Raw genomic sequence first — 21,047 nt, forward strand, 5'->3', positions numbered from 1 at the left:
GCGCACCTGTCCCCGACAAGGCGTCCCGGCGGGCGCCTTGTCCTCTCCATTTTGGGCGCGGGCGTGCTATTTATGACGGCATGTCAGAGTTTCGCCCCGCCCCGCCCGCGCCCGCCGCGGCCCCGCCCTATCTCGCCACCCTCAACCCGCCGCAGCGCGCGGCGGTGGAGGCGCTGGACGGGCCGGTGCTGGTGCTGGCCGGGGCCGGCACCGGCAAGACGCGGGTGCTGACCACCCGCCTCGCCCATATCCTGAACCTCAACAAGGCGTGGCCGAGCCAGATCCTGGCCGTCACCTTCACCAACAAGGCCGCGCGCGAGATGAAGGAGCGGGTGGCTGCCATCGCCGGCGACCTGACAGAAGCGCTGTGGCTCGGCACCTTCCACGCGCTCTGCCTGCGCATCCTGCGCCGGCACACGGAACTGGTGGGCCTGAAAAGCGGCTTCACCATCCTCGACACCGACGATCAGCAGCGCCTGCTGAAACAGGTGATCGAGGCCGCGGGCCTCGACCCCGGCCGCTGGTCGCCGCGGGTGCTGATGCCGGCGATCCAGCGCTGGAAGGATCGCGGCCTGACGCCGGACAAGGTCTCCCCCGCCGAGGCCGGCGAGGCCGCCGGCGGCCGGCTGGTGCCGCTCTACGCGGCCTATCAGGCGCGGCTGCGCGCGGTGAACGCCGTCGACTTCGGCGACCTGTTGCTGCTCTGCCTGGTGCTGTTCCAGCAGCACCCGGACATTCTGGCCGAATACCAGCGCCGCTTCCGCTATATCCTGGTGGACGAGTACCAGGATACCAATATCGCGCAATATCTCTGGCTGCGCATGCTGGCGGTGGGCCACAAGAACCTTTGCTGCGTCGGCGACGACGACCAGTCCATTTATGGCTGGCGCGGCGCGGAGGTCGGCAACATCCTGCGCTTCGAGCAGGACTTTCCCGGCGCGCAAATCATCCGGCTGGAGCAGAACTACCGCTCCACCGGTCCGATTCTGGCGGCGGCCGGCGGCATCATCGCCCACAACGCCCAGCGGCTCGGCAAGACGCTCTGGACCGAAGCGAAGCAGGGCGACCCGGTCAGCGTGCGCCAGGTCTGGGACGGCGACGAGGAGGCCCGCATTGTCGGCGAACAGATCCAAGACCTCGCCCGGCAGGGCCACAAGCTCAGCGAGATCGCGATCCTGGTGCGCGCCGGCTTTCAGAGCCGCAGCTTCGAGGAGCGCTTTCTCACCATCGGCCTGCCCTATCGCGTCTTCGGTGGCCTGCGCTTCTACGAGCGGCTGGAGATTCGCGACGCCATCGCCTATCTGCGCCTCGCGGCCCAGCCGGCGGACGACCTGGCCTTCGAACGGGTGCTGAACAAGCCCCGTCGCGGCATCGGCAACGCCACGCTGCAAGCGATCCACAAGGCCGCGCACGAGGCCGGCCTGCCGCTCTACGCCGCCGCGCTCAATCTCAGCCGGTCCGACGCACTGCCGGCCCGCGCCCGCAACGCGCTGAACAAGGCCATGACCGATTTCGAGCGCTGGCGGGCCATGGCCTCGGTCGAGAACGCCGACCCGGTGGAACTGACCGAGACCATCCTGGACGAGAGCGGCTACACCGCCATGCTCCAGGCCGACAAAACGCCCGAGGCGCCGGGGCGGCTGGAGAACCTGAAGGAACTGACCCGCGCGCTGGAAGAGTTCGAGAACCTGGAAGGCTTTCTCGAACACATCGCCCTCGTCATGGACAATGACGACGGCGCCTCGGAGGACCAGGTCACGGTCATGACCCTGCACGCCGCCAAGGGGCTGGAATTCGACACCGTGTTCCTGCCCGGCTGGGAGGAAGGGCTGTTCCCGCACCAGCGCGCCCTCGACGACAGCGGCGCGGCCGGCCTGGAGGAGGAACGCCGCCTCGCCTATGTCGGCCTGACCCGGGCGCGCAAGCGGGCGCTGATCTCCTGCGCCGCCAACCGCCGGGTGCACGGCCAGTGGATCACCGCCCTGCCCTCTCGCTTTCTGAGCGAACTGCCGGAAGACCAGATCGTCTTTGCCAGCGAGCAGGGCCTGCTCGGCAACACCGCCGGCCAGACTGCGGGGTCGTGGGGCGGCAGCGGCTATGACTGGGGCTCCGGCTCCTGGCGGCGGCCGTCGGCGGCCAGTGGCGGCAAGGTGGTCGACGCCGCCTGGGAGGTGGTCTCGCGCCCGGCCAAGACCGGCACGTTCAACGTCGGCGAGCGCGTGTTCCACCAGAAATTCGGCTACGGCACCATCCTGGAGATCGACGTGGACAAGCTGCACATCGCCTTCGAAAAGACCAGCGCCAAGACCGTCGTCGACCGCTTCGTGGAGAAGGTGTGATGATTTCGCCAGGCTCCCCACCTTCCCGGCTTCGTCATTGCGAGACCGCGCAGCGGGCGTGGCAATCCAGACGGGCCCCGCATGCAACCCGCAGCCTCCATCATGGCGAGCAAACGCAACGCCACACCGTCACCCCAAACGACCGGAGCCTCGAATTGACGACCGCCTGGATTGCTTCGGCTCCGCCTCGCAATGACGGAACGGAGCGTTGTTTACCGCTTCGTGGAGAAGATCAAATACGCTCGCCAGGTACCCCACCTTCCCGACTTCGTCATTGCGAGACCGCGCAGCGGGCGTGGCAATCCAGAGAGGCTGCCAATGAAGCAACCCGCGGTCTATATTATGGCCAGCCGACGGAACGGCACACTCTATACCGGGGTTACGGGCTCCCTCCGCCAGCGAATCTGGCAACATCGCGAAGGCGTCACACCCGGTTTTACCAAACAACACAATTGCAAGCTTTTGGTTTGGTACGAATTGCACGAAAGCTTCCCTGCCGCGATTGCCCGCGAAAAGCAACTCAAGGGTGGTTCCCGGAGGAAGAAGCTTGCTCTGATCGAGGCAATGAACCCGGCATGGCGGGATCTTTTCGGCGAATTGGTCTGGGACTGACGACCGCCTGGATTGCTTCGGCTCCGCCTCGCAATGACGGCCCGCGCGCGGTCGACCGCTTCGTGGAGAAGGTGTGATGACACCATTTTGTTTTTCGCCCATTCCTTTCCCCCGTCATTGCGAGAAGCCGCAGGCGACGAAGCAATCCAGAGCGGCAGCCGGTGCAGCCACCGGCTGCCGACATCATGGCCAGCCGACGCAACGGCGCACTCCACACCAAAACTGCTCGTTCTCTGCGCCATCGCGCTCGGCTGCTTCGGGACTGACGACCGCCTGGACTGCTTCGGCTCCGCCTCGCAATGACGGCCCACGCGCAGTCGACCGCTTCGTGGAGAAGGTGTGATGTGGCGCCTCGCCCTCACCGCCGAGGCCACCGACGCCGAGGCCTATGCCCAGGCGCTTGAGCCGATGGCCGCCGTGGTCTCGATCTACGAGGTTGCGCCCGATCCGGACGCCGGCCGCTTCAGCCAGCCCGAGGACTGGGCGACGGACATTCTCATGTCCGGCCAATGCGTCGTCGAGGCGCTGTTCGAGGCCCCGCCCGCCACGGACGATCTGAGCGCGGCCCTGGCCGAGACCGCCACCGCGCTCCGCCAACCGCTGCCGCCGCTCGCCTGGGACGAACTGGCCGGCGACACGGACTGGGTCTCGGAAAGCCAGTCGCATCACCCCGCCATCCGCGCCGGCCGCGTGCTGGTTCGGCCCAGCCATGTGGAGCGCACGCCGCCCGCGCCCCTCGTCATCCGCCTGGACGCCGGCCGCGCCTTCGGCACCGGCGGCCACGCCACCACCCATGGCTGCCTCACGCTGATGCAGCGGCTTGGGCCAAGCCCGCGACCCCGCCGCATCGCCGATATCGGCACCGGCAGCGGCCTGCTGGCCATCGCGGCGGCCAGGCTCTATCCGGGCGCCCACATCGTCGCCAGCGAGATCGACGCGCGCGCGCTGGAGGTGGCGGCGTACAACGCCCGCGCCAATGGCGTGCGCCTGCACTGCGTTGTCGCCGACGGCTGGCGGCACCGGGCGCTGGCCCATGGCGCGCCCTTCGACCTGATCCTGGCCAATCTGCTCTACCGCCCGTTGCTGCGCTTTTCCCGCAGCATGGCCGAGCGGCTCGCCCCCGGCGGCGCCTTGATCCTGGCGGGCCTGCTGGCCGGCCAGGAAAGGCCGCTGCTGCAACGCTTCGCGGCCTATGGGCTGGTGCTGGAGGCCCGGGCCGGCGACCGCGACTGGCCGAGCCTGTTGCTGCGCAAGCCGCCCGCGGGTGGCACGGCCCGGCGCTTTCAGGCGTTCCCGTCATCGCCCAGCGGCAACGCTCGCTGAGCCAGGGAACGGCAGGGCCTCGGGCTATTCCCCATCCTCCTTCGCCTGCGTGCGGAAGCGCACGCCCTGGTCGATGCGGCTCAGTTCCTGGTTGACCAACTCGGCCAGCTTGTCCGGCGGCTGGTCGCCGAAGGCGATCGAGCGCAGCAGCGTCTCGGCCGAGGTCTGCCGCGCCTTGTAGTGCAGGTAGAGGCCGACGAAGAACGCCGCAACGGCGGTCACCATCGCCTGGGTGATGGCGGATGTCACCAGTTGCAGCCCCTCCAGCGACTTCAGCGTGGCCAGCAGCACGGGCCAGACCAGCACCGCCAGGGTCGCGGCCAGCGCCAGCCAGAAAAATACCTTGTTCAGAACCGCATAGCTCCACTGCTTGATATAGACGTCGCAGGCGATCTCGTAGCGGCGCACATCTGCGGCAGGCGCGTCGTCGGCCTCGGCGCGGCGGCGCAACACCTCCAGCAGGAACGCGCCGGAGGTCTGGTGCAGATTGTAGGGGTCACGCGGCATGGCGGCTTCTCTCTCCCATGGAGCCCCGCCATGTTAAGGCCTCGGAAGCCATCCGCGCCAGCCATCCGCCGCGACCGCAATCGCCCACGCCAACAAACGGCTGTTCCCTGCGCCCGGACTGGTATACCCCTGTCCTCCCCCCTGCGTTTTCCTGGAGCCTCAATTCCCGTGAGCGATCAACCGTCTGCGTCCGCCCTCTCGGCCGTCGCCGAGCTTTACCACCAGTACATGACCGGCCTGATCCTGGCCGTCAGCCTGCACCGAGGGCGCCACGATGCCGGCGAATGGGCGTTCCGCGTCTTCCGCCACCAGCATCACGAGAAATTCCTCTCCAGCTTCGACAAGCTGGGCCTGACCGGCATGCCGGACGCGGTGGCCTGCGCCGCCTATCACTATCTCTCCAACAGCGTCGGCGGCGTTGGCGTGCAGTTCATGCAGGAAAGCGAGAAAAAGGCCTGGGTCCGCTTCGTGCCGCCGCGCTGGATCTATCCCGACGCCACCATTTGCGGCGTGCCGTCGGAGGTGAGCCGCGGCATGCTGCGAGGCTGGTACGCCCAGAACGGCATCAGCCTGAACAATCCGCGCCTGGGCTTCATCTGCACCGCCCAGACCCCCGACGCCCAGCACGGCCTTGCCGGCTATTTCCTGGAGCACGACCGCGACCTGGGTCCGGACGAGCGGCTGCGCTTTTCCCCCGGCGAACTGCCGCCGCCGTTCGACGCCGCCGCCGCGCCGAAGCTGCCGGCCGCGGATTGGCCGGCGGAGCGTCTCGCCAAGGCCAACCGCAACTATGCGATGGAGTATGTCCGCACCGGCCTGCCGCGCATGGCGGAATTGTTCGGCCCGGCCGAGACGCTGGCCATCGCCGGCCACGCCGCCCGCATGATCGGCGCCCAGACCTATCTGGCGACCGCGGCCGGTCTCGGCATCCAGGGCGACTCGCCCGCGGACTTCGCCCGCTTCCTGGCCGCCATGGCCGCGGCCGAGGGCGATGCGGCGGAGGTCTCGACCGATGGGGGCACCGCCGTGGTCCGCCGCCATGGCTGGCGCCTGACCCGCAACCTGCCGGCACAACACCCTTGCGTGTTCGAGGCCTGGAACGGGTTGTTCGAGGGCGCGCTCATGGTTCACAATCGCTTCTGCGTGCTGACGGTCACGCAACGCCTGGACTATGGCGACCCTCATATCGAATGGCGCATTCGTGTGCGCCCGACCCACCACTCCTGATCTGATCGGAGCATCTGGAAATGAAACTTCTCGGCGGTTTTCTCTCGCCCTATGTGCGCCGCACCGCGGTCTCGCTCAACCTGACCGGCCTGAACTGGGAATCGGTGCAGGTCAGCGTCTGGGACGACCCGAACGCGGTGAAGCAGCACAACCCGCTGGTGCGCGTCCCGACCCTGGTGCTGGATGACGGCGAGGCGCTGGTGGAGAGCTATGCCATCCTCGACGCCATCGACGAACTGGCCGGCGCCAAGCGCCTGACCCCGGCTTCGGGCGCCGAGCGCCGCAGGGTGATGAAGGCGACGGCGGTTGCCGCCGGCGCCATCGACAAGACCATCTGGGCGGTCTATGAGCTGCGCTTCCACGACAAGGAGCACGTCTCGCGCAAGTGGGTCGAGCACAACGAGGCGCAGGCGCTGGGCGGCTTCGAATGGCTCGACAACGCGGCCAAGGCGGCCGGCGACGGCTGGCTTTGCGGGCCGGCCATCACCGAAGCCGACGTGACCGCCGCGGTCGGCTTCAGCTTCGCGAGCAAGGTGCGCCCGAAGCTGGGCCTGGCGGAGAAATTCCCGGCGCTGGCCGCCCACAACGCCCGCTGCGAGGCCCTGGACGCGTTCAAGAACGCCCCACTGCCGAGCTAAGCACCGCCCTGTTCCCCGGACGGTGCGGAGCGCCGATCCGGGGCCGGCGTCATCCTTCGAACACCGCCCCCTGCGGTGTTCGCGAGAGCGACCGGTCCCGGCCCGCGCCTCCGGCACGGCCGGGACACAGGCCAAGAAAAGGGCGGCTCCCGACACCGGGAACCGCCCTCTCTCTCAGCCGCAAGCCAAGCGGAAGCCGCTTACGCGCCCCAGGGCTTGATCGCTTCTTTCAGCTTCTTGTAGCCGTCGAGGAAGCCCGGACGGTCGCCCGCATAGACCTCGTCGAACTTGGCGAGCGCGTCGTCCATGAACTGCTTCACCTTGGCATTGCCCGGGTTCGCGTCCACATAGGCGTCGCGGATCAGAACGAAGTGAATGCGCGGGTCGTAGGGCTGCTTGGTGCCGCCCATCCACTCGTCGCCGTCCAGGAGGCGCAGCAGCATGGCGTCGGCGGACCCCAGCGTCTGCTCGTGGATCGGCGGGCCGCTCATGCGGTGCATGACGCTGGTCATGTCGCGGCCGTTGCCGGTGGTGTAGCCCATCTCGTTCCAGAGCGTGCGCATGCTCTTGTCGCTGCCGACATATTTCAGCACGCGGTCGCCGAAGGCCCGCAGCGGGTCGGAAATGTCGGCCATCAGATCGGTCAGGCGGTCGCCGTCCAGGTCGGTGGCGAACACGATGGCGTCGCGCTGCTCGATCAGGTCCCAGATCAGGATGCCGTAATTGGTGTCGGAGATGTGCTGCTCGATGCGGCCGCCCCAGTTCTCCATGCCGTCCTTGAAGTCGGCCGGCAGCAGCTTGACGATGGCGTCGATGCGCTCCTTGTGCTCCTCATACGGGTCGACGGCGTATTTGCGGCCGACCTCGAACTTGGTGCCCTTCAGCATCCAGGCGTGCAGGCCGGCATTGATGCCGTCTTCCATCGCCTGGGTCGGCTTCATGGCGACGCGGCCGATCCGGCCGGTCTCGTGCACCATTTTCAGGAACAGGCGGTTGGCATAGGCCATCTGCACGCCGGGGGTGTTCATCTCCGAATGGACGATGCCGGTCGCCGGATCCACCTTGAACGCGGCGCGGTCCTGGCTGTATGGCAGGCAGGGCATGCAGCGCACCGCCGTGATCGGGCCATAGGGGCGCACATTGCAATAGACGCCCGCCTGGGTGCGCAGCGGCGCGTTGCCCGACTTGCCCATGACGACGACGCGGCCGCCCTTGCCGTCGTTGACATAGGCGTCGCCGGCGGTGGACCACTTGATCGAGGTGACCGGCACATTGCCGAACCAGGCCAGGGCTTCCAGCTTGGTGTCGTGGCGGTATTGCGACCACATCGGCACGGCGTAATAGGGCAGACCCAGGATATCGGCCGCGGCAATGGTGCCGAGCAGGGCATAGGCATCGGTCAGCGAGTGGGCGACCGGCTGGCAATCGTCGGTGAAGTTGCCGCCTTCCCAGATCACCGCGTCCGGATAGCCGGTCGGGCGCATGTCGGTCGGGCGGTGGATTTTCTCAAGCTCGCCGAACAGGTCGCCGCCGTCGGCTTCTGTCCGGGCGATTTTCATCAGGTCGATCATGGGTCGGTTTCCGTCCAAAGGGTCAGCCGTTGAGTGGGCGCACCATAGAAGACGCACCGGCACAAGCAACAGGTCGAGTGATCGCACAATGCCGGGACGCACGCCCGCCGTAAAGACGGAACGCGGCGGGGGTGGCGGTGGCGGGGCGGACGGGGATACCGGCACGGCCGGATTCCCGGAATCCGCCGCCGCCATGCTGTCGCACATCGGGTTTGACGCTGGCTACGAACCAAGGTTAGCATTTGTGAATACAAGAAGAAGTCGTGCCGGCACTTACCGGAACACGGCCAAACAACGAACACGGAGGAAACAATGTTGCTACGCCCCATTTTGGGAACCGCCCTGGCTGCGGCGGTTCTCGGCCTGTCCGCTATGGCGACTCTCGCCCCGGATGCGTCCGCCGGCACGCTCAAGGCTGCGGTCGGCCTCGCGCCCAGCAGCGCCCAGTACTACGCATTCGAGCGCTTTGCCGACTACGTGAAGAAAAACAGCGACGTCAAGATCAAGGTCTTCTCGATGTCGCTGCTGAACCTGAAGGAAACCCCGCCCGGCATCCGCGATGGCATCGCGGATATGGGTTTCGTGCTGCCGCCCTATTACCCGGCGGAATACGCCGAAAACAATCTGGTATCGAACCTTTCGATGCTTTCGACCACCGGCCGGCAGGTGGAAAGCCCGGGCGCGGCCATGGCCGGCGCCACGTCCGAATACACCTATTTCCACTGCCCCGAATGCCTGACCGAGTACGAGAGAGAGAACCAGATCTATCTCGGCACCGGCGCGAGCCCCACCTATATCATGCTCTGCACCAAGCCAATCCGCACGCTGGAGGACCTGAAGGGCAAGAAATACCGGTCCGGCGCGGCGAATTTCGGCCGCTGGGCCGAGTATTTCGGCGGCATCAAGGTCTCGATGCCCGGTAACGACGTCTACGAGGCGCTGGGACAGGGCGTGATCGATTGCGCGATGCTGTCCGCAACGGAACTGACGAATCTCTCGCTGTTCGACCTGGTCAAGTACGTGACCCGACGGATTCCGGGCGGCGTCTATTCCGGCGTGGCCACCAACAATGTGAACGTCGACACGTGGCGCAGCCTGACGACCGAACAACGGGCGGTGTTTCTGAAAGGCGCGGCCAAGATCAACGCCGACCTGACCTGGAAATACTATTCGGATGCGAAAAAGAATCTCGACGCGTCGCCGTCCAAGGGTGTCGAGGTGATCGAGCCCGGCCCCGAAATCATGGCGAAATCCGATGAGTTCGTGAAAGGCGACCTGAAGATCATCGCCGATCAATTCACGAAGGATTACGGCATTACCAATGTCGAATCGAAGATCGAGACCGTGACGAAACTGGTCGAGAAGTGGAAGACGCTGACCGAGGGGCTGGAAAACGATCCGGAAGGCCTGGCCAAGGTCTACTGGGACGAAATTTTCTCCAAGGTCGACCCCAAAACCTTCGGCATGAAATAATTCAATCCGCTTGACCTGCGCCGCCGGCTGCGGCCGGCGGCTTTTTTTTTGCGCAATCCCTCCGGGCCGTTCAAGCAGAAGACGAATTGCGCCAGACACGGTTTGACGCATCCGATCCTCGCCTACTAGGATGTTCGCCCTACTGCACTGGCGCGAACAACGATCGCCACCATCATCCGGAGGAAACAATGGAACGCCGAAATTCCCTTGGCGCAGCGATCGGCGCTGCCATTTTGGGTCTCACGCTGAGCGCGGCTCCGGCAACCGAGGTGGTCGCCAAGACCCTGAAATCCGCCGTCGGCCTGGCGCCCACCAGCGCGCAGTATTACGCTCACAGCCAATTGGCAGAGTATGTCAAGGAGCACACCAAGGATCTGCGAATCAAGGTGTATTCCATGTCGCTCTTGAACCTGAAGGAAACCCCGCCCGGCCTGCGCGACGGCATTGCCGACATGGGTTTCGTGCTGCCGCCCTATTTCCCGGCGGAATACTCCGAATTCAACCTGGCCGCCAACGTCTCCATGCTGGCCACCACCGGGCGCCAGGTGGAAAGCCCGGGCGCGGCCATGGCCGGCGCCACCAACGAATACGTGTTCTTCCACTGCCCGGAATGCCTGGCGCAGTTCCAACACGAAAACCAAGTCTATCTCGGCACGGCGGCGAGCCCGACTTACATCTTGCTCTGCACCAAGCCAATCCGCACGCTGAACGACCTGAAGGGCCGGAAGTTCAGCTCCGGCGCGGCGAATTTCGGCCGCTGGGCCGAATATTTCGGCGGCATCCGGGTGTCGATTTCCGGCAATGACGTCTACGAGGCCCTGGGCCAGGGCGTGATCGACTGCTCCATGCAATCCGCGACCGAGTTGACCAATCTCTCGCTGTTCGACGTGGTGAAATTCGTCACCCGGCGCATTCCCGGCGGCGTCTTTTCCGGTGTGGCCACCAACAACATGAACATCGATTCCTGGCGCAGCCTGTCGCTGGAAGATCGCAAGGTCTTGCTGAAGGGCTCCGCCCGCCTCCAGGCGGATGGCACCTGGAAATACTATGCCGAGGCGAAAAAGAACCTGGAAGACGCCCCCGGCAAGGGCGTCGAGGTGATCGAGCCCGACCCGGCCATTCTGGCCAAGTCGGACGAGTTCGTGAAAGGCGACATGAAGGTCATCGCAGAGCAGTTCCGCACGGCATATGGCGTCGCGAACACGGACGCAAAGATCGCCAAGCTGGCCGAACTGACCGAGAAGTGGAAGACGCTGACCGACGGCATCGAAGACGACCCCGCGGCCCTGTTCGCGGTGTACTGGAACGAGGTCTTCTCCAAGCTCGATCCCGAAACCTACGGCATGAAATAGGCCGCAATGCGTAGCCTGCCGGCGGCGGCCCCCGGTCGCCCCGGCGAGCCTCTACCGCACAAATACAGACACAGTTTGACGCATCCGACTTTAGGCCACTAGGATGCGCGCCCTATTGCGTTGGCGCGAACAACCAACGCCATCATCCTCCGGAGGAAACCATGAAACGCCAAAAATTCCTTGGCGCAGCGATCGGCGCTGCCGTTTTGGGTCTCGCGCTAAGCGCGGCACCGCTAACCGAGGCGGTCGCCAAGACCCTGAAATCCGCCGTCGGCCTGGCGCCCAGCAGCGCGCAGTACTACGCCCACGCCCGCCTGGCCGAGTATGTCAAGGAGCACGCCAAGGATCTGAAGATCAAGGTGTATTCCATGTCGTTGCTGAACCTGAAGGAAACGCCGGCCGGCGTCCGCGACGGCATTGCCGATATGGGCTTCGTGCTGCCGCCCTATTTCCCGGCGGAGTATTCGGAGTTCAACCTGGCCGCCGACGTCTCCATGCTGGCCACCACCGGCCGTCGGGTGGAAAGCCCCGGCGCAGCCATGGCCGGCGCCACCAACGAGTACGTGTTCTTCCACTGCCCGGAATGCCTGGCGCAGTTCGAGCACGAGAATCAGGTCTATCTCGGCACCTCCGCCAGCCCGACCTACATCATGCTCTGCACCACGCCGATCCGCACCATGGAGGATCTGAAGGGCAGGAAATTCCGGTCCGGCGCGGCGAATTTCGGCCGCTGGGCCGAATATTTCGGCGGCATCCGGGTCACCATTTCCGGCAATGACGTCTACGAGGCCCTGAGCCAGGGCGTGATCGACTGCTCCATGCAATCGGCGACCGAGTTGACCAATCTCTCGCTGTTCGACGTGGTGAAATTCGTCACCCGGCGCATTCCCGGCGGCGTCTTTTCGGGCGTGGCCACCAACAACATGAACCTCGATTCCTGGCGCAGCCTGTCGCTGGAGGATCGCAAAGTCTTGCTCAAGGGTTCGGCCCGGGTGCAGGCGGACAACACCTGGAAATACTATTCCGACGCGAAAAAGAACCTGGAAGACGCCCCCGGCAAGGGCGTCGAGGTGATCGAGCCCGATCCGGCCATTCTGGCCAAATCGGACGAGTTCGTGAAAGGCGACATGAAAGTCATCGCCGAGCAGTTCCGCAAAGACTACGGCGTCCAGAACACGGACGAGAAGATCGCCAAGCTGGCCGAGCTGACCGAGAAGTGGAAGACGCTGACCGAAGGCGTCGAAGACGATCCCGCGGCCCTGGCCGAGGTCTACTGGAACGAGGTCTTTTCCAAGCTCGATCCCGAAACCTACGGCATGAAATAAGCCGCAATGCGTAGCCTGCCGGCGGCGGCGCCCAGCCGCCCCGGTGAGCCTCGACCGGACAAATACAGACACAGTTTGACGCATCCGACTTTAGACCACTAGGATGCGGCTCATACCGATGTGGCACGACCGATCAAAGCCACAATCATTGGGAGGACATGATGATACGCCAAAAGTTCCTTGGCGCAGCGATGGGTGCTGCCGTTCTGAGCCTGGCGCTAGGCGTGGCGCCGGCGACCGAGGCACTCGCAAAGACCCTGAAGGACGCGGTCGGCCTGGCGCCGAGCAGCGTGCAGTATTACGCCCACAGCCGCTTGGCGGACTATGTCAAGGAACACACCAAGGATCTGCGGATCAAGGTGTATTCCATGTCGCTCTTGAACCTGAAGGAGACCCCGGCCGGTGTCCGCGACGGTATCGCCGACATGGGCTTCGTGCTGCCGCCCTATTTCCCGGCGGAATACTCCGAATTCAACCTGGCCGCCAACGTCTCCATGCTCGCCACCACCGGCCGCCGGGTGGAAAGCCCCGGCGCGGCCATGGCCGGCGCCACCAACGAATACGTGTTCCTGAACTGCCCGGAATGCCTGGCGCAGTTCGAGCACGAGAATCAGGTCTATCTCGGCACCTCCGCCAGCCCGACCTACATCATGCTCTGCACCAAGCCGATCCGCACCATGGAGGATCTGAAGGGCAGGAGGTTCCGCTCCGGCGCGGCGAATTTCGGTCGCTGGGCCGAACATTTCGGCGGCATCAAGGTCTCGATCTCCGCCAACGACGTCTATGAGGGCCTGGGCCAGGGCGTGATCGATTGCGCCATGCTCTCCGCCACCGAACTCACCAATCTCTCGCTGTTCGACGTGGTGAAATTCGTTACCCGGCGCATTCCCGGCGGCGTCTATTCCGGCGTGGCCACCAACAACATGAACCTCGATTCCTGGCGCAGCCTGTCGCTGGAGGATCGCAAGGTTCTGCTCAAGGGTTCGGCCCGGGTGCAGGCGGACAACACCTGGAAATTCTATGCCGACGCGAAAAAGAACCTGGAAGACGCGCCCGGCAAGGGCGTCGAGGTGATCGAGCCCGATCCGGCCATCCTGACCCAGTCGGACGAGTTCGTGAAAGGCGACATGAAGGTCATCGCCGAGCAGTTCCGCAACGACTACGGCGTCGCGAACACGGACGAGAAGATCGCCAAGCTGGCCGAACTGACCGAAAAGTGGAAGACCCTGACCGAGGGGATCGAAAACGATCCGGAAGCCCTGTTCGAGGTGTACTGGAAAGAGGTCTTCTCCAAGCTCGACCCCGCGACCTATGGCATGCAGTAGACCGCCAATCCCCCTCTGCGACCGCCGGCAGCCCGCCCCAGGGCGCGGCTTGCCGGCGGCGCGCCCCGACCGTTTCCCTCCCCCTGGTCAACCGCAGCCGCCGCAACCCTCCCAAGGTGCCGGAGGGCGCGGCTGTGCCAGATACACGCCCCAGAGGAATCTCCCATGACCGCAATCGGCCGCATTCTGGCCATCGGCGTGAAAATCTCGACCTATGTCGGGTTGTTCGCCGTGGCCCTGATGATGCTGCATATCTTCATCGACGTGGCCGGCAAGTTCCTGTTGAACGAGCCGATCCCCGCGACCATCGCCCTGGTGTCGAACTATTACATGGTCGTGGTGGCCTTCATGGCCATCGGACTCGCCGAAACCCGCAACAGCCACATCACGGTCGAAGTGCTGACCGAGTTGTTCCCGATGCGGGCGCAGTTGCACCTCTATTCCTGGAGCTATGTGATCTCGGCGTTCGTCTACGGCCTGCTGACGGTCCGCACCTGGGAAGAAGCTGCGCGCGCCCACGCAACCGGCACCTTCATCATGGAGCAAAGCACCAAGCTGCTGACCTGGCCGTCCTACTATCTGCTGCCGATCGGCTGCGGACTGATGTGCCTGGTCGTCACCTACCGCTTCCTGATCTACCTGACGGGCGCGAAGAGCGGCCTCGGCGAAGTCCCGACCATGCAGAAGGACGCTGACATCGCCGCCTCCAACGAAGCCGGTCTGGCCTGAGGAACGCGAACAATGGAAGCTTTGAGCGACGTTCAAATCGGCTTTATCGGCATCGGTGTCCTCGTCACGCTGATCGCGCTGCGCGTGCCCATCGGCGTGAGCCTGATCGGTGTCTCTTTCTTCGGCATCTGGGCGCTGGTCGGCCAGAAAGCGGCCTGGGGCATGTTGGGGGTCATCCCCTACAACTTCGCCGCCACCTGGCAGTTGAGTTCCGTCCCCATGTTCCTGTTGATGGGCTTCTTCTGCTTTCATGCGGGACTGACCAAGGGCCTGTTCGACGCGGCACGGGTCTGGCTCTCGGCCCTGCCGGGCGGCCTGGCGGTGGCGGCCGTGTTCGGCTCGGCCGGCTTTGCCGCCGTCACCGGCTCGTCGGTTGCCTGTGCCGCCGCCATGGGCCGGATCGCCGTGCCGGAAATGATGCGCTACCGCTATGAGGTGTCGCTGGCCACCGGCACGGTGGCGGCTGCCGGTACCATCGGCGCGCTGATTCCGCCCTCGATCCTGATGATCCTCTACGGCATCATCGCCGAGGTGCCGATCAGCCACCTGTTCCTGGGCGGTGTCGGTGCCGGCCTGCTGACCGCCTTCGGTTATGTCGCCGTCATCACCATCCGCACCACTCTCAATCCGGAGCTGGCGCCCCGGCTGTCCGAGAAGGTGCCGTTTTCCGACAAGGTGGCGGCGCTGGTCGAAACCTGGCCGGTTTTGCTGCTGATGGCCGGTGTGTTCGGCGGCCTGTTCGCCGGCCTGTTCACCCCGACCGAGGCCGGCGCCGTCGGCGCGTTCCTCTCGCTGGTGATCGCCGCCGTCAAGCGCTCGCTCACCTGGCAGAATTTCCGCAACGCGCTGCTGGAAACGCTGCTGACCTCGGCGGCGCTGTTCATCATCGCCATCGGCGCCAGCATGTTGACCCGTTTCCTGGCCTTCAGCGGCGCCGGCGACTATCTCTCCGACCTGGTGGTGGGCATCGGCGCCAACGAGTTCCTGCTGCTGGTGGGCATTTCCTGCGTCTATCTGGTGCTGGGCATGTTCCTGGAGCCGATCGGCGCCATGCTGCTGACCCTGCCGATCCTGCTGCCGATCATCGACAGCACCGGTTTCAGCCTGGTGTGGTTCGGCGTGCTGCTGACCAAGTTCCTGGAGATCGGCATGATCACGCCGCCAATCGGCCTGAACGTGTTCGTCATCAAGGGCGTGGTCGGCGACCTGACCACCACCTCGGTGATCTTCAAGGGCATTATGTGGTTCCTGCTCTCCGACCTGATCGTCATCACCCTGTTGATGATCTTCCCGGAGATCGTGCTCTACCTGCCCAGCACCATGGACTGATCCCGACAGCCTTCTCGCCTGTTCCCCGGACGGTGCATTGCACCGTCCGGGGAACAGGAGAAGCCTGGGGGCCGGGTTATTCCGGCGCCACCTGGATCAGCAGCTTGCCCTGGTTCTCGCCCCGGAACAGCATGCCGAGCGCGGCCGGCGCCTGGTCCAGCCCTTCCAGCACGTGCAGGCGCTGCCGCAACCGGCCCGCCCGCAATTGCTGGCCGATCCAGGCGCGGGCCTCGGGATAGCGGGCGTTGAAGTCGAAGACGATGAAGCCTTCCATCCGCGCCCGCTTGCCGATCAGCAAGCCGATATTCTTCACGCCGTAGAGCTCGCTCGCCGCCGTCTGCGAGATGCGCCCGCAGATCGCGACCCGGCCGCGCTCGCGCAGGCTGGCCAGGGCCAGATCGAGTTGCTCGCCGCCGACATTGTCGAAAAACACGTCGCAACCGTCCGGCATCGCCGCCTTGTAGGCCGCCGCCAGATTGCCGGCCTTGTAGTCGATGACGGCGTCCAGCCCCAACTCCTCGCTCAGATAGCGGCACTTCTCCGGCCCGCCGGCAATGCCCACCACACGGCAGCCCTCGATTTTCGCCATCTGCGCCGCCATCTGGCCGACACCGCCCGCCGCCGCCGAAACCAGCACGGTCTCGCCCGGCTTGGCCGCGCCCACGGCGAACAGGCCGAAATACGCGGTGAGCGCCGTCGTCCCCAGCGGTCCGATCCAATCCTTCGGCGAGCCCACGGCGAGGTCCAGCTTCTGGCTTTCGGCCGCCTTCACCGTCGGGTGCGTCTGCCAGCCCAGCCGGGCATTGACATAGTCGCCCGGCTGAAAACCGGGATCGCCGGAGGCCAGCACCCGGCCGACACCGCCCGCCCGCATCACGCCGCCGATGGGCACCGGCGGAACATAGCCGGGATTCTCGCTGACCCAGACGCGCATGGCCGGGTCGATGGAGATATAGACGCTCTCCAGCAGCAATTCGCCCGCCCCCGGATCGCGGATCGGCTGGGTGTCCGCCTCGAAATGCTCGGGGCCGGCAATGCCGGCTGGCCGGGCCTTCAGGAGATAGCGCTGGTTGGATTGGGGGGTTGCACGGGACATGGGTCGGGCAGCCTTTCTGCAGCAGAGTCCGCAAGGTCGGAGGTCAAACGCGCCTTGAACGCCTGCGCCGCCAGCGCAAAGCCGCCATCGGCGCCGTCGATGAAATGCATATGCTGCCCTGCCTCCAAGCGGAACACCAGACACGTCATCAGCGACGCGTCGGCCCGATGTGTGCCATAGACCAGCCGGCCGGCCGCATATTCCCGCGCCAGATGAGCCTCGATGGCGTCAGCTTGCGCCGGGGTAACGTCCAGCACCAGGCGCAACAGACCATCATATTTTCGGAAATCGGTGTTGATCTGGGTCTGCTCCAGATAGGCGGGAATATCGACCCCGCCGATCCTTGCCTTCAACGCCTTTCCCACCGCGAAAATCGCCGATATCAGCGCAATCTGGGCTGCGCGCAGCATCGTGCTGCCACGCCCCGCCGTCGCCTTTGCTTCCTCCCAGAGCCAGCGCGGCGGAAAGCGGAAGCGCATGGTCTCTGGCCGCACCGGAGCGGCGGCCCGGCCCCCGTCCCGCAAAATCGTCTCCACCGCATCCAGGCTTTGCCGCAACACGGTCGCCTGTGCTTGCGCATCCGGAGCGGCGGCCCGCACCAGCAGCGTGAGCGACACCCCATTCGCCGCCCGCAGCGGTTCCCAGCGGCACGACAGCCCTGCCAAATCCGGTGGCGGCGGCTCTGCCGGCTGTGGCAGCCGATAAGGGTTGTCCGGCGCAGGATCTTTCGCCAGCCAGTCGACCAGTTCCAGGCCGCCGCCGCTGAACAGGGCCAGATCGTTGCCGGGGCTCAACTCCAGCTTTCGCACGCCGATCTCCCCGCCGAGCGCCCGCACTGTCGTCAGCGGCACCTCCGCCACCCGCAGGGCAAGGTCGAACCGAGCCCGTGCCAGTGCCGCCAGTCCGATCAAGGCCGCCCGCGCCGGTGCCAGCGCCTGCGGCGGCACCAGCAACGATGCACCATCGCCACCAAACACAAAGGGAATGGCGAAATCCGACGCCGCATTCAACGCGGCCGTGATCCCGGCCGCTCCGATCAGGTTCACGTCCTTGTAGCGCCCCCCGGCAATCGCCCTGCTGGAATCGACAATGTCGGTGTGCAGCACCGTCCAGTCGTCCGGTGCGGGCGCATAGGCGGCGAAATCTGCAACAGCCGCAAAATCGGGCGCGGCCGGCAGGTCGGCATAGAAGCGGGCGGTGTCGGTCATCACTCCCATATGGGGGCGCTTCGATGCCCCCCATACGCAAACGGCGCCGAAACCGACGCCGTTTGACGAAAATTTGAGAGGGCGCCGCAGCGCCCGCTCGCCTCTTAGGACAGGTCGCTGAAGCGCTTCAGGTGGAAGTCCACGTCGCCGAAGGTGCGGTCGACCATGGTCAGGCGCTTGAAATAGTGGCCGGCCGCGTATTCGTCGGTCATGCCGATGCCGCCGTGCAACTGGATCGCCTGCTGGCCGACATAGCGGCCGGACTTGCCGATCTGCACCTTGGCCGCCGACATCGCCTTCTTGCGCTCGGCCGAGTCGTCTTCCTCGACGCGCATGGCCGCCATCATCGCCATGGACTTGGCTTCCTCGTGCGCGATGAACATGTCGACCATGCGATGCTGCAGCACCTGGAACTTGCCGATCGGCTGGCCGAACTGCTCGCGGGTCTTGATGTATTCCAGCGTCATGTCGTTCAGATGGCTCATGGCGCCGGTCGCCTCGGCCGCGATGGCGGCGATGGCGTAGTCGATCACCTTTTCCAGCACCGGCAGGCCCTCGCCCATGCCGCCGATCATGGCGTCCTGGCCGACCTCGACATTCTCCAGCGTCACCTCGCCGGCGCGCAGGCCGTCGGCGGTCGGATAGCCGCGCACGGTGACGCCGGCCTGGCCCTTGTCGACGATGAACAGCGAGATGCCGTCCGCATCGCGCGGGCCGCCGCTGGTGCGGGCGGAGACGATGATCTTGTCCGCCGCCGGCGCACCGAACACCACGCCCTTCATGCCGTTCAGCGTGAAGGTGCCGTCACGCAGCGGCTTCGCCGTGGTCGCGACATCGGCCAGATTGTAGCGCGACTGGCGCTCGGCAAAACCCAGGGCCAGTTTCAGCTTGCCCTCGGCCACCGCCGGCAGAAGCGCGTTCTTCTGCGCGTCCGACCCGCCATGGACGACGGCGCCGGCGCCCAGCACCACGGTCGCCAAGTAGGGCTCGGCCACCAGGCCCTTGCCGAACTCTTCCATCAGAATCATCGTCTCGACCGGCCCCAGGCCGATACCGCCATGGTCCTCCGGCAGGGCCAGGCCCAGCCAGCCGAGTTCCGCCATCTGCTTCCAGTGGTCCTCGGAAAAGCCGGCGTCGGTCGCGACAATCGCCCGGCGCTGTTCGAAACTGTAATTGTCCTGCACGAACCGGGCGACGCTGTCCTGAAGCTGGCGCTGTTCGTCGGTGAGTTCGAAATCCATGGGGCGTCCTCGCTAGCGAAAGGCGGGTGTTGATTGGCTACCGGCAAAGCTACGGCGCGGCGTCCGGCTTGGCAAGCGTCAGGGCGCCTACAAAAGTGCCGCGATATGGCGGGCGCGGGCGGCCGCGTCCTGGATGATTTCCCCGATCAGATCCGCCACCGGCTTGATGTCGCCTTGGTCCTTCAGCATGCCGCAAATCTGCCCGACCACCGCCTGCCGCGTGCCCTCGTAATCCTCGCCCTTTTTGCGGCCCTGGCGCACGGCGCGCTCGAACGGTTTCAGGTCTTCCGCCGAGAGGCCCCGCAGCCGCGCCTCCTCATAGGCCCGAACCTCGGGCGTGGCGAAGGCGCGGGTGGTCTTGCCGGTCAGCGCCTTGGTGATGGTCGTCCCCTCCTCGCTGGTGGCCAGGATGGCATCCTTGTACCAGCCGGGGTCCTGGGCTTCCGGCGTGCAGATCAGACGGGTACCCAGTTGCGCACCGACGGCGCCCAGCGCCAGCGCCGCCAGGAAGCCGCGGCCATCGCCGATGCCGCCGGCGGCCACCACCGGCACCTTCACCGCATCGACCACCTGCGGCACCAGCGGCAGGGTCGCGATCAGGCCGACATGGCCGCCGCCCTCGGTGCCGCTCGCGACAATGGCGTCGGCCCCTTCCGCCTCGACCCTGAGGGCGTGGCGCACGGTCGGCACCACGGGGATCACCTTGATGCCGTGGCCGCGCATGGCGCCCACCGCATCCGGGCCGGGGTCGCCCAGGCCCGTGGTCACCACCGGAATGTTCTGCTCGATGCAGATGGCGGCGCGCTTCTCGGTGAAGGCGCGGCCGACCGGGGTGATGTTGACGCCGAAGGGCTTCGCGGTCAGCGCCCGCGTCTCCTCGATCTGGCGCAGCAGGTCGGCCTCGGTCTCGCCGAAGGTGGGCAGCACGCCCAGCCCACCGGCCTCGCTGACGGCGGCGACCAGGCGCGGCTTGCCGGCCCCCTGCATCGCCCCCATCAGGATCGGGTAACGAATCTCCAGCATGTCGCAGAGCACGGTGTGAAACATGGGCGTCGGTCCTCGAAGCGAATTTGCAACTATTGTCGGAGCCGACCCGCCGGTTTGACAAGGCGCCAGCCTGCGGCCCGGTGACCGACGCAAAACCGCCCGGAAAGCGCCGGTCTTCGCCGCAGGACGACTGCGGGAGACTCTGGCCGATCGGCGGCCGGAACCGGCCTGGCTCCGAGCCCAGGCACGATTGGCGCGACACAGTCGACTTTTTTGCAACCCAGAGGCATTCGCATACGGTAAAATACCTAACTTTTTGCCACGAGGGAGATTCACGGCATGTGGAAAGAGTTCCGGGACTTCGCCATGCGCGGCAACGTGCTCGACATGGCGGTGGGTATCATCATCGGCGCGGCCTTTACCACCATCGTCAAGTCGGCGGTGGACGACGTCATCATGCCGCCGCTGGGCCTGCTGCTCGGCGGCGTCGACTTTTCCGATTTCTACATCAATTTGTCGGGCCAGGCCGTCGATTCCCTCGCGGCCGCGAAGGAAGCCGGCCTGCCGGTGATCGCCTATGGCCTGTTCATCAACGCGGTCATCAGCTTCGCGATCGTCGCCTTCGTCCTGTTCTGGCTGATCCGCGGCATGAATGCGCTGAAGCGCAAGGAAGAAGCCGCCCCGCCGCCGCCGGCCGAACCGCCGCGCGAGCAGGTGCTGCTGGAGGAAATCCGCGATCTTCTGAAAGCACAACGGTAAATCCCG

General features: G+C 65.7%; 18 protein-coding genes. 12 read left to right on the forward strand and 6 right to left on the reverse strand.

All coding sequences use genetic code 11. From position 1 onward, the window contains the following. The first annotated feature begins 80 nt into the window (after nucleotides 1-80). From H6844_16025 to H6844_16035, 3 genes are all read left to right on the forward strand, one after another. The gene (locus H6844_16025; protein ID MCB9930911.1) at nucleotides 81-2,339 is read left to right on the forward strand and encodes a UvrD-helicase domain-containing protein; all 2,259 of its coding nucleotides are present in this window, start codon (nucleotides 81-83) and stop codon (nucleotides 2,337-2,339) included. 318 nt (nucleotides 2,340-2,657) lie between these two features. Beyond that, complete coding sequence (locus tag H6844_16030) at nucleotides 2,658-2,951, forward strand: GIY-YIG nuclease family protein (GenBank protein ID MCB9930912.1); 294 nt, start codon at nucleotides 2,658-2,660, stop codon at nucleotides 2,949-2,951. Between the two features lie 342 nt (nucleotides 2,952-3,293). Further along, nucleotides 3,294-4,274: a 50S ribosomal protein L11 methyltransferase gene (locus H6844_16035; GenBank protein MCB9930913.1), complete on the forward strand. Its 981-nt coding sequence runs from the start codon at nucleotides 3,294-3,296 to the stop codon at nucleotides 4,272-4,274. A gap of 24 nt (nucleotides 4,275-4,298) precedes the next feature. Here H6844_16035 and H6844_16040 read toward each other — a convergent pair whose 3' ends face one another. After that, nucleotides 4,299-4,781 carry a hypothetical protein gene (locus H6844_16040; protein ID MCB9930914.1) on the reverse strand — a complete coding sequence of 161 codons (483 nt, stop codon included), beginning with the start codon at nucleotides 4,779-4,781 and terminating at the stop codon, nucleotides 4,299-4,301. 162 nt (nucleotides 4,782-4,943) lie between these two features. Between H6844_16040 and H6844_16045 the strand changes: the two genes are divergently transcribed. Together H6844_16045 and H6844_16050 are read left to right on the forward strand one after the other, a co-directional pair. Then, nucleotides 4,944-6,008: a hypothetical protein gene (locus tag H6844_16045; GenBank protein ID MCB9930915.1), complete on the forward strand. Its 1,065-nt coding sequence runs from the start codon at nucleotides 4,944-4,946 to the stop codon at nucleotides 6,006-6,008. A gap of 20 nt (nucleotides 6,009-6,028) precedes the next feature. After that, entirely contained in the window at nucleotides 6,029-6,646 is a 618-nt protein-coding gene (locus H6844_16050; GenBank protein ID MCB9930916.1) for a glutathione S-transferase family protein, read from the forward strand. Between the two features lie 200 nt (nucleotides 6,647-6,846). On the opposite strand, the gene H6844_16055 is transcribed toward H6844_16050, so the two are convergent. Beyond that, the gene (locus tag H6844_16055) at nucleotides 6,847-8,217 is read right to left on the reverse strand and encodes a hypothetical protein (protein ID MCB9930917.1); all 1,371 of its coding nucleotides are present in this window, start codon (nucleotides 8,215-8,217) and stop codon (nucleotides 6,847-6,849) included. Between the two features lie 312 nt (nucleotides 8,218-8,529). Between H6844_16055 and H6844_16060 the strand changes: the two genes are divergently transcribed. The 6 genes from H6844_16060 to H6844_16085 all read left to right on the forward strand — a co-directional run bounded on the left by H6844_16060 (nucleotide 8,530) and on the right by H6844_16085 (nucleotide 15,750). Then, nucleotides 8,530-9,690: a C4-dicarboxylate TRAP transporter substrate-binding protein gene (locus H6844_16060; protein ID MCB9930918.1), complete on the forward strand. Its 1,161-nt coding sequence runs from the start codon at nucleotides 8,530-8,532 to the stop codon at nucleotides 9,688-9,690. Nucleotides 9,691-9,878: 188 nt separating this feature from the next. Further along, complete coding sequence (locus H6844_16065) at nucleotides 9,879-11,042, forward strand: C4-dicarboxylate TRAP transporter substrate-binding protein (protein MCB9930919.1); 1,164 nt, start codon at nucleotides 9,879-9,881, stop codon at nucleotides 11,040-11,042. 161 nt (nucleotides 11,043-11,203) lie between these two features. Continuing rightward, entirely contained in the window at nucleotides 11,204-12,367 is a 1,164-nt protein-coding gene (locus H6844_16070) for a C4-dicarboxylate TRAP transporter substrate-binding protein (GenBank protein ID MCB9930920.1), read from the forward strand. A gap of 191 nt (nucleotides 12,368-12,558) precedes the next feature. Then, nucleotides 12,559-13,692, forward strand: coding sequence for a C4-dicarboxylate TRAP transporter substrate-binding protein (locus H6844_16075; GenBank protein ID MCB9930921.1), 1,134 nt, complete (start codon nucleotides 12,559-12,561; stop codon nucleotides 13,690-13,692). Between the two features lie 165 nt (nucleotides 13,693-13,857). Then, nucleotides 13,858-14,421 (forward strand): TRAP transporter small permease, encoded by a 564-nt coding sequence (locus H6844_16080; protein ID MCB9930922.1) that lies wholly within the window; start codon nucleotides 13,858-13,860, stop codon nucleotides 14,419-14,421. A gap of 21 nt (nucleotides 14,422-14,442) precedes the next feature. Continuing rightward, nucleotides 14,443-15,750, forward strand: a complete 1,308-nt coding sequence (locus tag H6844_16085; protein ID MCB9930923.1) for a TRAP transporter large permease — start codon at nucleotides 14,443-14,445, stop codon at nucleotides 15,748-15,750. Between the two features lie 76 nt (nucleotides 15,751-15,826). On the opposite strand, the gene H6844_16090 is transcribed toward H6844_16085, so the two are convergent. The 4 genes from H6844_16090 to H6844_16105 form a co-directional block, all read right to left on the reverse strand. After that, complete coding sequence (locus tag H6844_16090) at nucleotides 15,827-16,846, reverse strand: NADP-dependent oxidoreductase (protein MCB9930924.1); 1,020 nt, start codon at nucleotides 16,844-16,846, stop codon at nucleotides 15,827-15,829. After that, entirely contained in the window at nucleotides 16,804-18,054 is a 1,251-nt protein-coding gene (locus H6844_16095) for a DUF3095 family protein (protein MCB9930925.1), read from the reverse strand. Before H6844_16095 ends, H6844_16090 begins: the two co-directional genes overlap by 43 nt. Before the next feature lie 104 nt (nucleotides 18,055-18,158). Beyond that, nucleotides 18,159-19,295 (reverse strand): acyl-CoA dehydrogenase family protein, encoded by a 1,137-nt coding sequence (locus tag H6844_16100; GenBank protein MCB9930926.1) that lies wholly within the window; start codon nucleotides 19,293-19,295, stop codon nucleotides 18,159-18,161. A gap of 87 nt (nucleotides 19,296-19,382) precedes the next feature. Continuing rightward, on the reverse strand, nucleotides 19,383-20,342 hold the full coding sequence (locus H6844_16105) for a nitronate monooxygenase (protein MCB9930927.1): 960 nt from the start codon (nucleotides 20,340-20,342) through the stop codon (nucleotides 19,383-19,385). Nucleotides 20,343-20,621: 279 nt separating this feature from the next. Here H6844_16105 and mscL point away from each other — a divergent pair, with 279 nt between their 5' ends. Continuing rightward, nucleotides 20,622-21,041, forward strand: a complete 420-nt coding sequence (mscL, locus tag H6844_16110; protein MCB9930928.1) for a large conductance mechanosensitive channel protein MscL — start codon at nucleotides 20,622-20,624, stop codon at nucleotides 21,039-21,041. Nucleotides 21,042-21,047: the final 6 nt, after the last annotated feature.

This window comes from Alphaproteobacteria bacterium, from assembly GCA_020638555.1.
GTDB lineage: Bacteria > Pseudomonadota > Alphaproteobacteria > Bin95 > Bin95 > JACKII01.

What these genes read in the sequence shown, in the direction of transcription:
- H6844_16070 (MCB9930920.1), top strand. Translation starts at nt 11,204, where the DNA reads ATGAAACGCCAAAAATTCCTTGGCGCAGCGATCGGCGCTGCCGTTTTG.
- H6844_16065 (MCB9930919.1), top strand. Translation starts at nt 9,879, where the DNA reads ATGGAACGCCGAAATTCCCTTGGCGCAGCGATCGGCGCTGCCATTTTG.
- H6844_16090 (MCB9930924.1), bottom strand. Translation starts at nt 16,846, where the DNA reads ATGTCCCGTGCAACCCCCCAATCCAACCAGCGCTATCTCCTGAAGGCC.
- H6844_16075 (MCB9930921.1), top strand. Translation starts at nt 12,559, where the DNA reads ATGGGTGCTGCCGTTCTGAGCCTGGCGCTAGGCGTGGCGCCGGCGACC.
- H6844_16105 (MCB9930927.1), bottom strand. Translation starts at nt 20,342, where the DNA reads ATGTTTCACACCGTGCTCTGCGACATGCTGGAGATTCGTTACCCGATC.
- H6844_16080 (MCB9930922.1), top strand. Translation starts at nt 13,858, where the DNA reads ATGACCGCAATCGGCCGCATTCTGGCCATCGGCGTGAAAATCTCGACC.
- H6844_16060 (MCB9930918.1), top strand. Translation starts at nt 8,530, where the DNA reads ATGTTGCTACGCCCCATTTTGGGAACCGCCCTGGCTGCGGCGGTTCTC.
- H6844_16040 (MCB9930914.1), bottom strand. Translation starts at nt 4,781, where the DNA reads ATGCCGCGTGACCCCTACAATCTGCACCAGACCTCCGGCGCGTTCCTG.
- H6844_16025 (MCB9930911.1), top strand. Translation starts at nt 81, where the DNA reads ATGTCAGAGTTTCGCCCCGCCCCGCCCGCGCCCGCCGCGGCCCCGCCC.
- mscL (MCB9930928.1), top strand. Translation starts at nt 20,622, where the DNA reads ATGTGGAAAGAGTTCCGGGACTTCGCCATGCGCGGCAACGTGCTCGAC.
- H6844_16055 (MCB9930917.1), bottom strand. Translation starts at nt 8,217, where the DNA reads ATGATCGACCTGATGAAAATCGCCCGGACAGAAGCCGACGGCGGCGAC.
- H6844_16035 (MCB9930913.1), top strand. Translation starts at nt 3,294, where the DNA reads ATGTGGCGCCTCGCCCTCACCGCCGAGGCCACCGACGCCGAGGCCTAT.
- H6844_16030 (MCB9930912.1), top strand. Translation starts at nt 2,658, where the DNA reads ATGAAGCAACCCGCGGTCTATATTATGGCCAGCCGACGGAACGGCACA.
- H6844_16100 (MCB9930926.1), bottom strand. Translation starts at nt 19,295, where the DNA reads ATGGATTTCGAACTCACCGACGAACAGCGCCAGCTTCAGGACAGCGTC.
- H6844_16050 (MCB9930916.1), top strand. Translation starts at nt 6,029, where the DNA reads ATGAAACTTCTCGGCGGTTTTCTCTCGCCCTATGTGCGCCGCACCGCG.
- H6844_16095 (MCB9930925.1), bottom strand. Translation starts at nt 18,054, where the DNA reads ATGACCGACACCGCCCGCTTCTATGCCGACCTGCCGGCCGCGCCCGAT.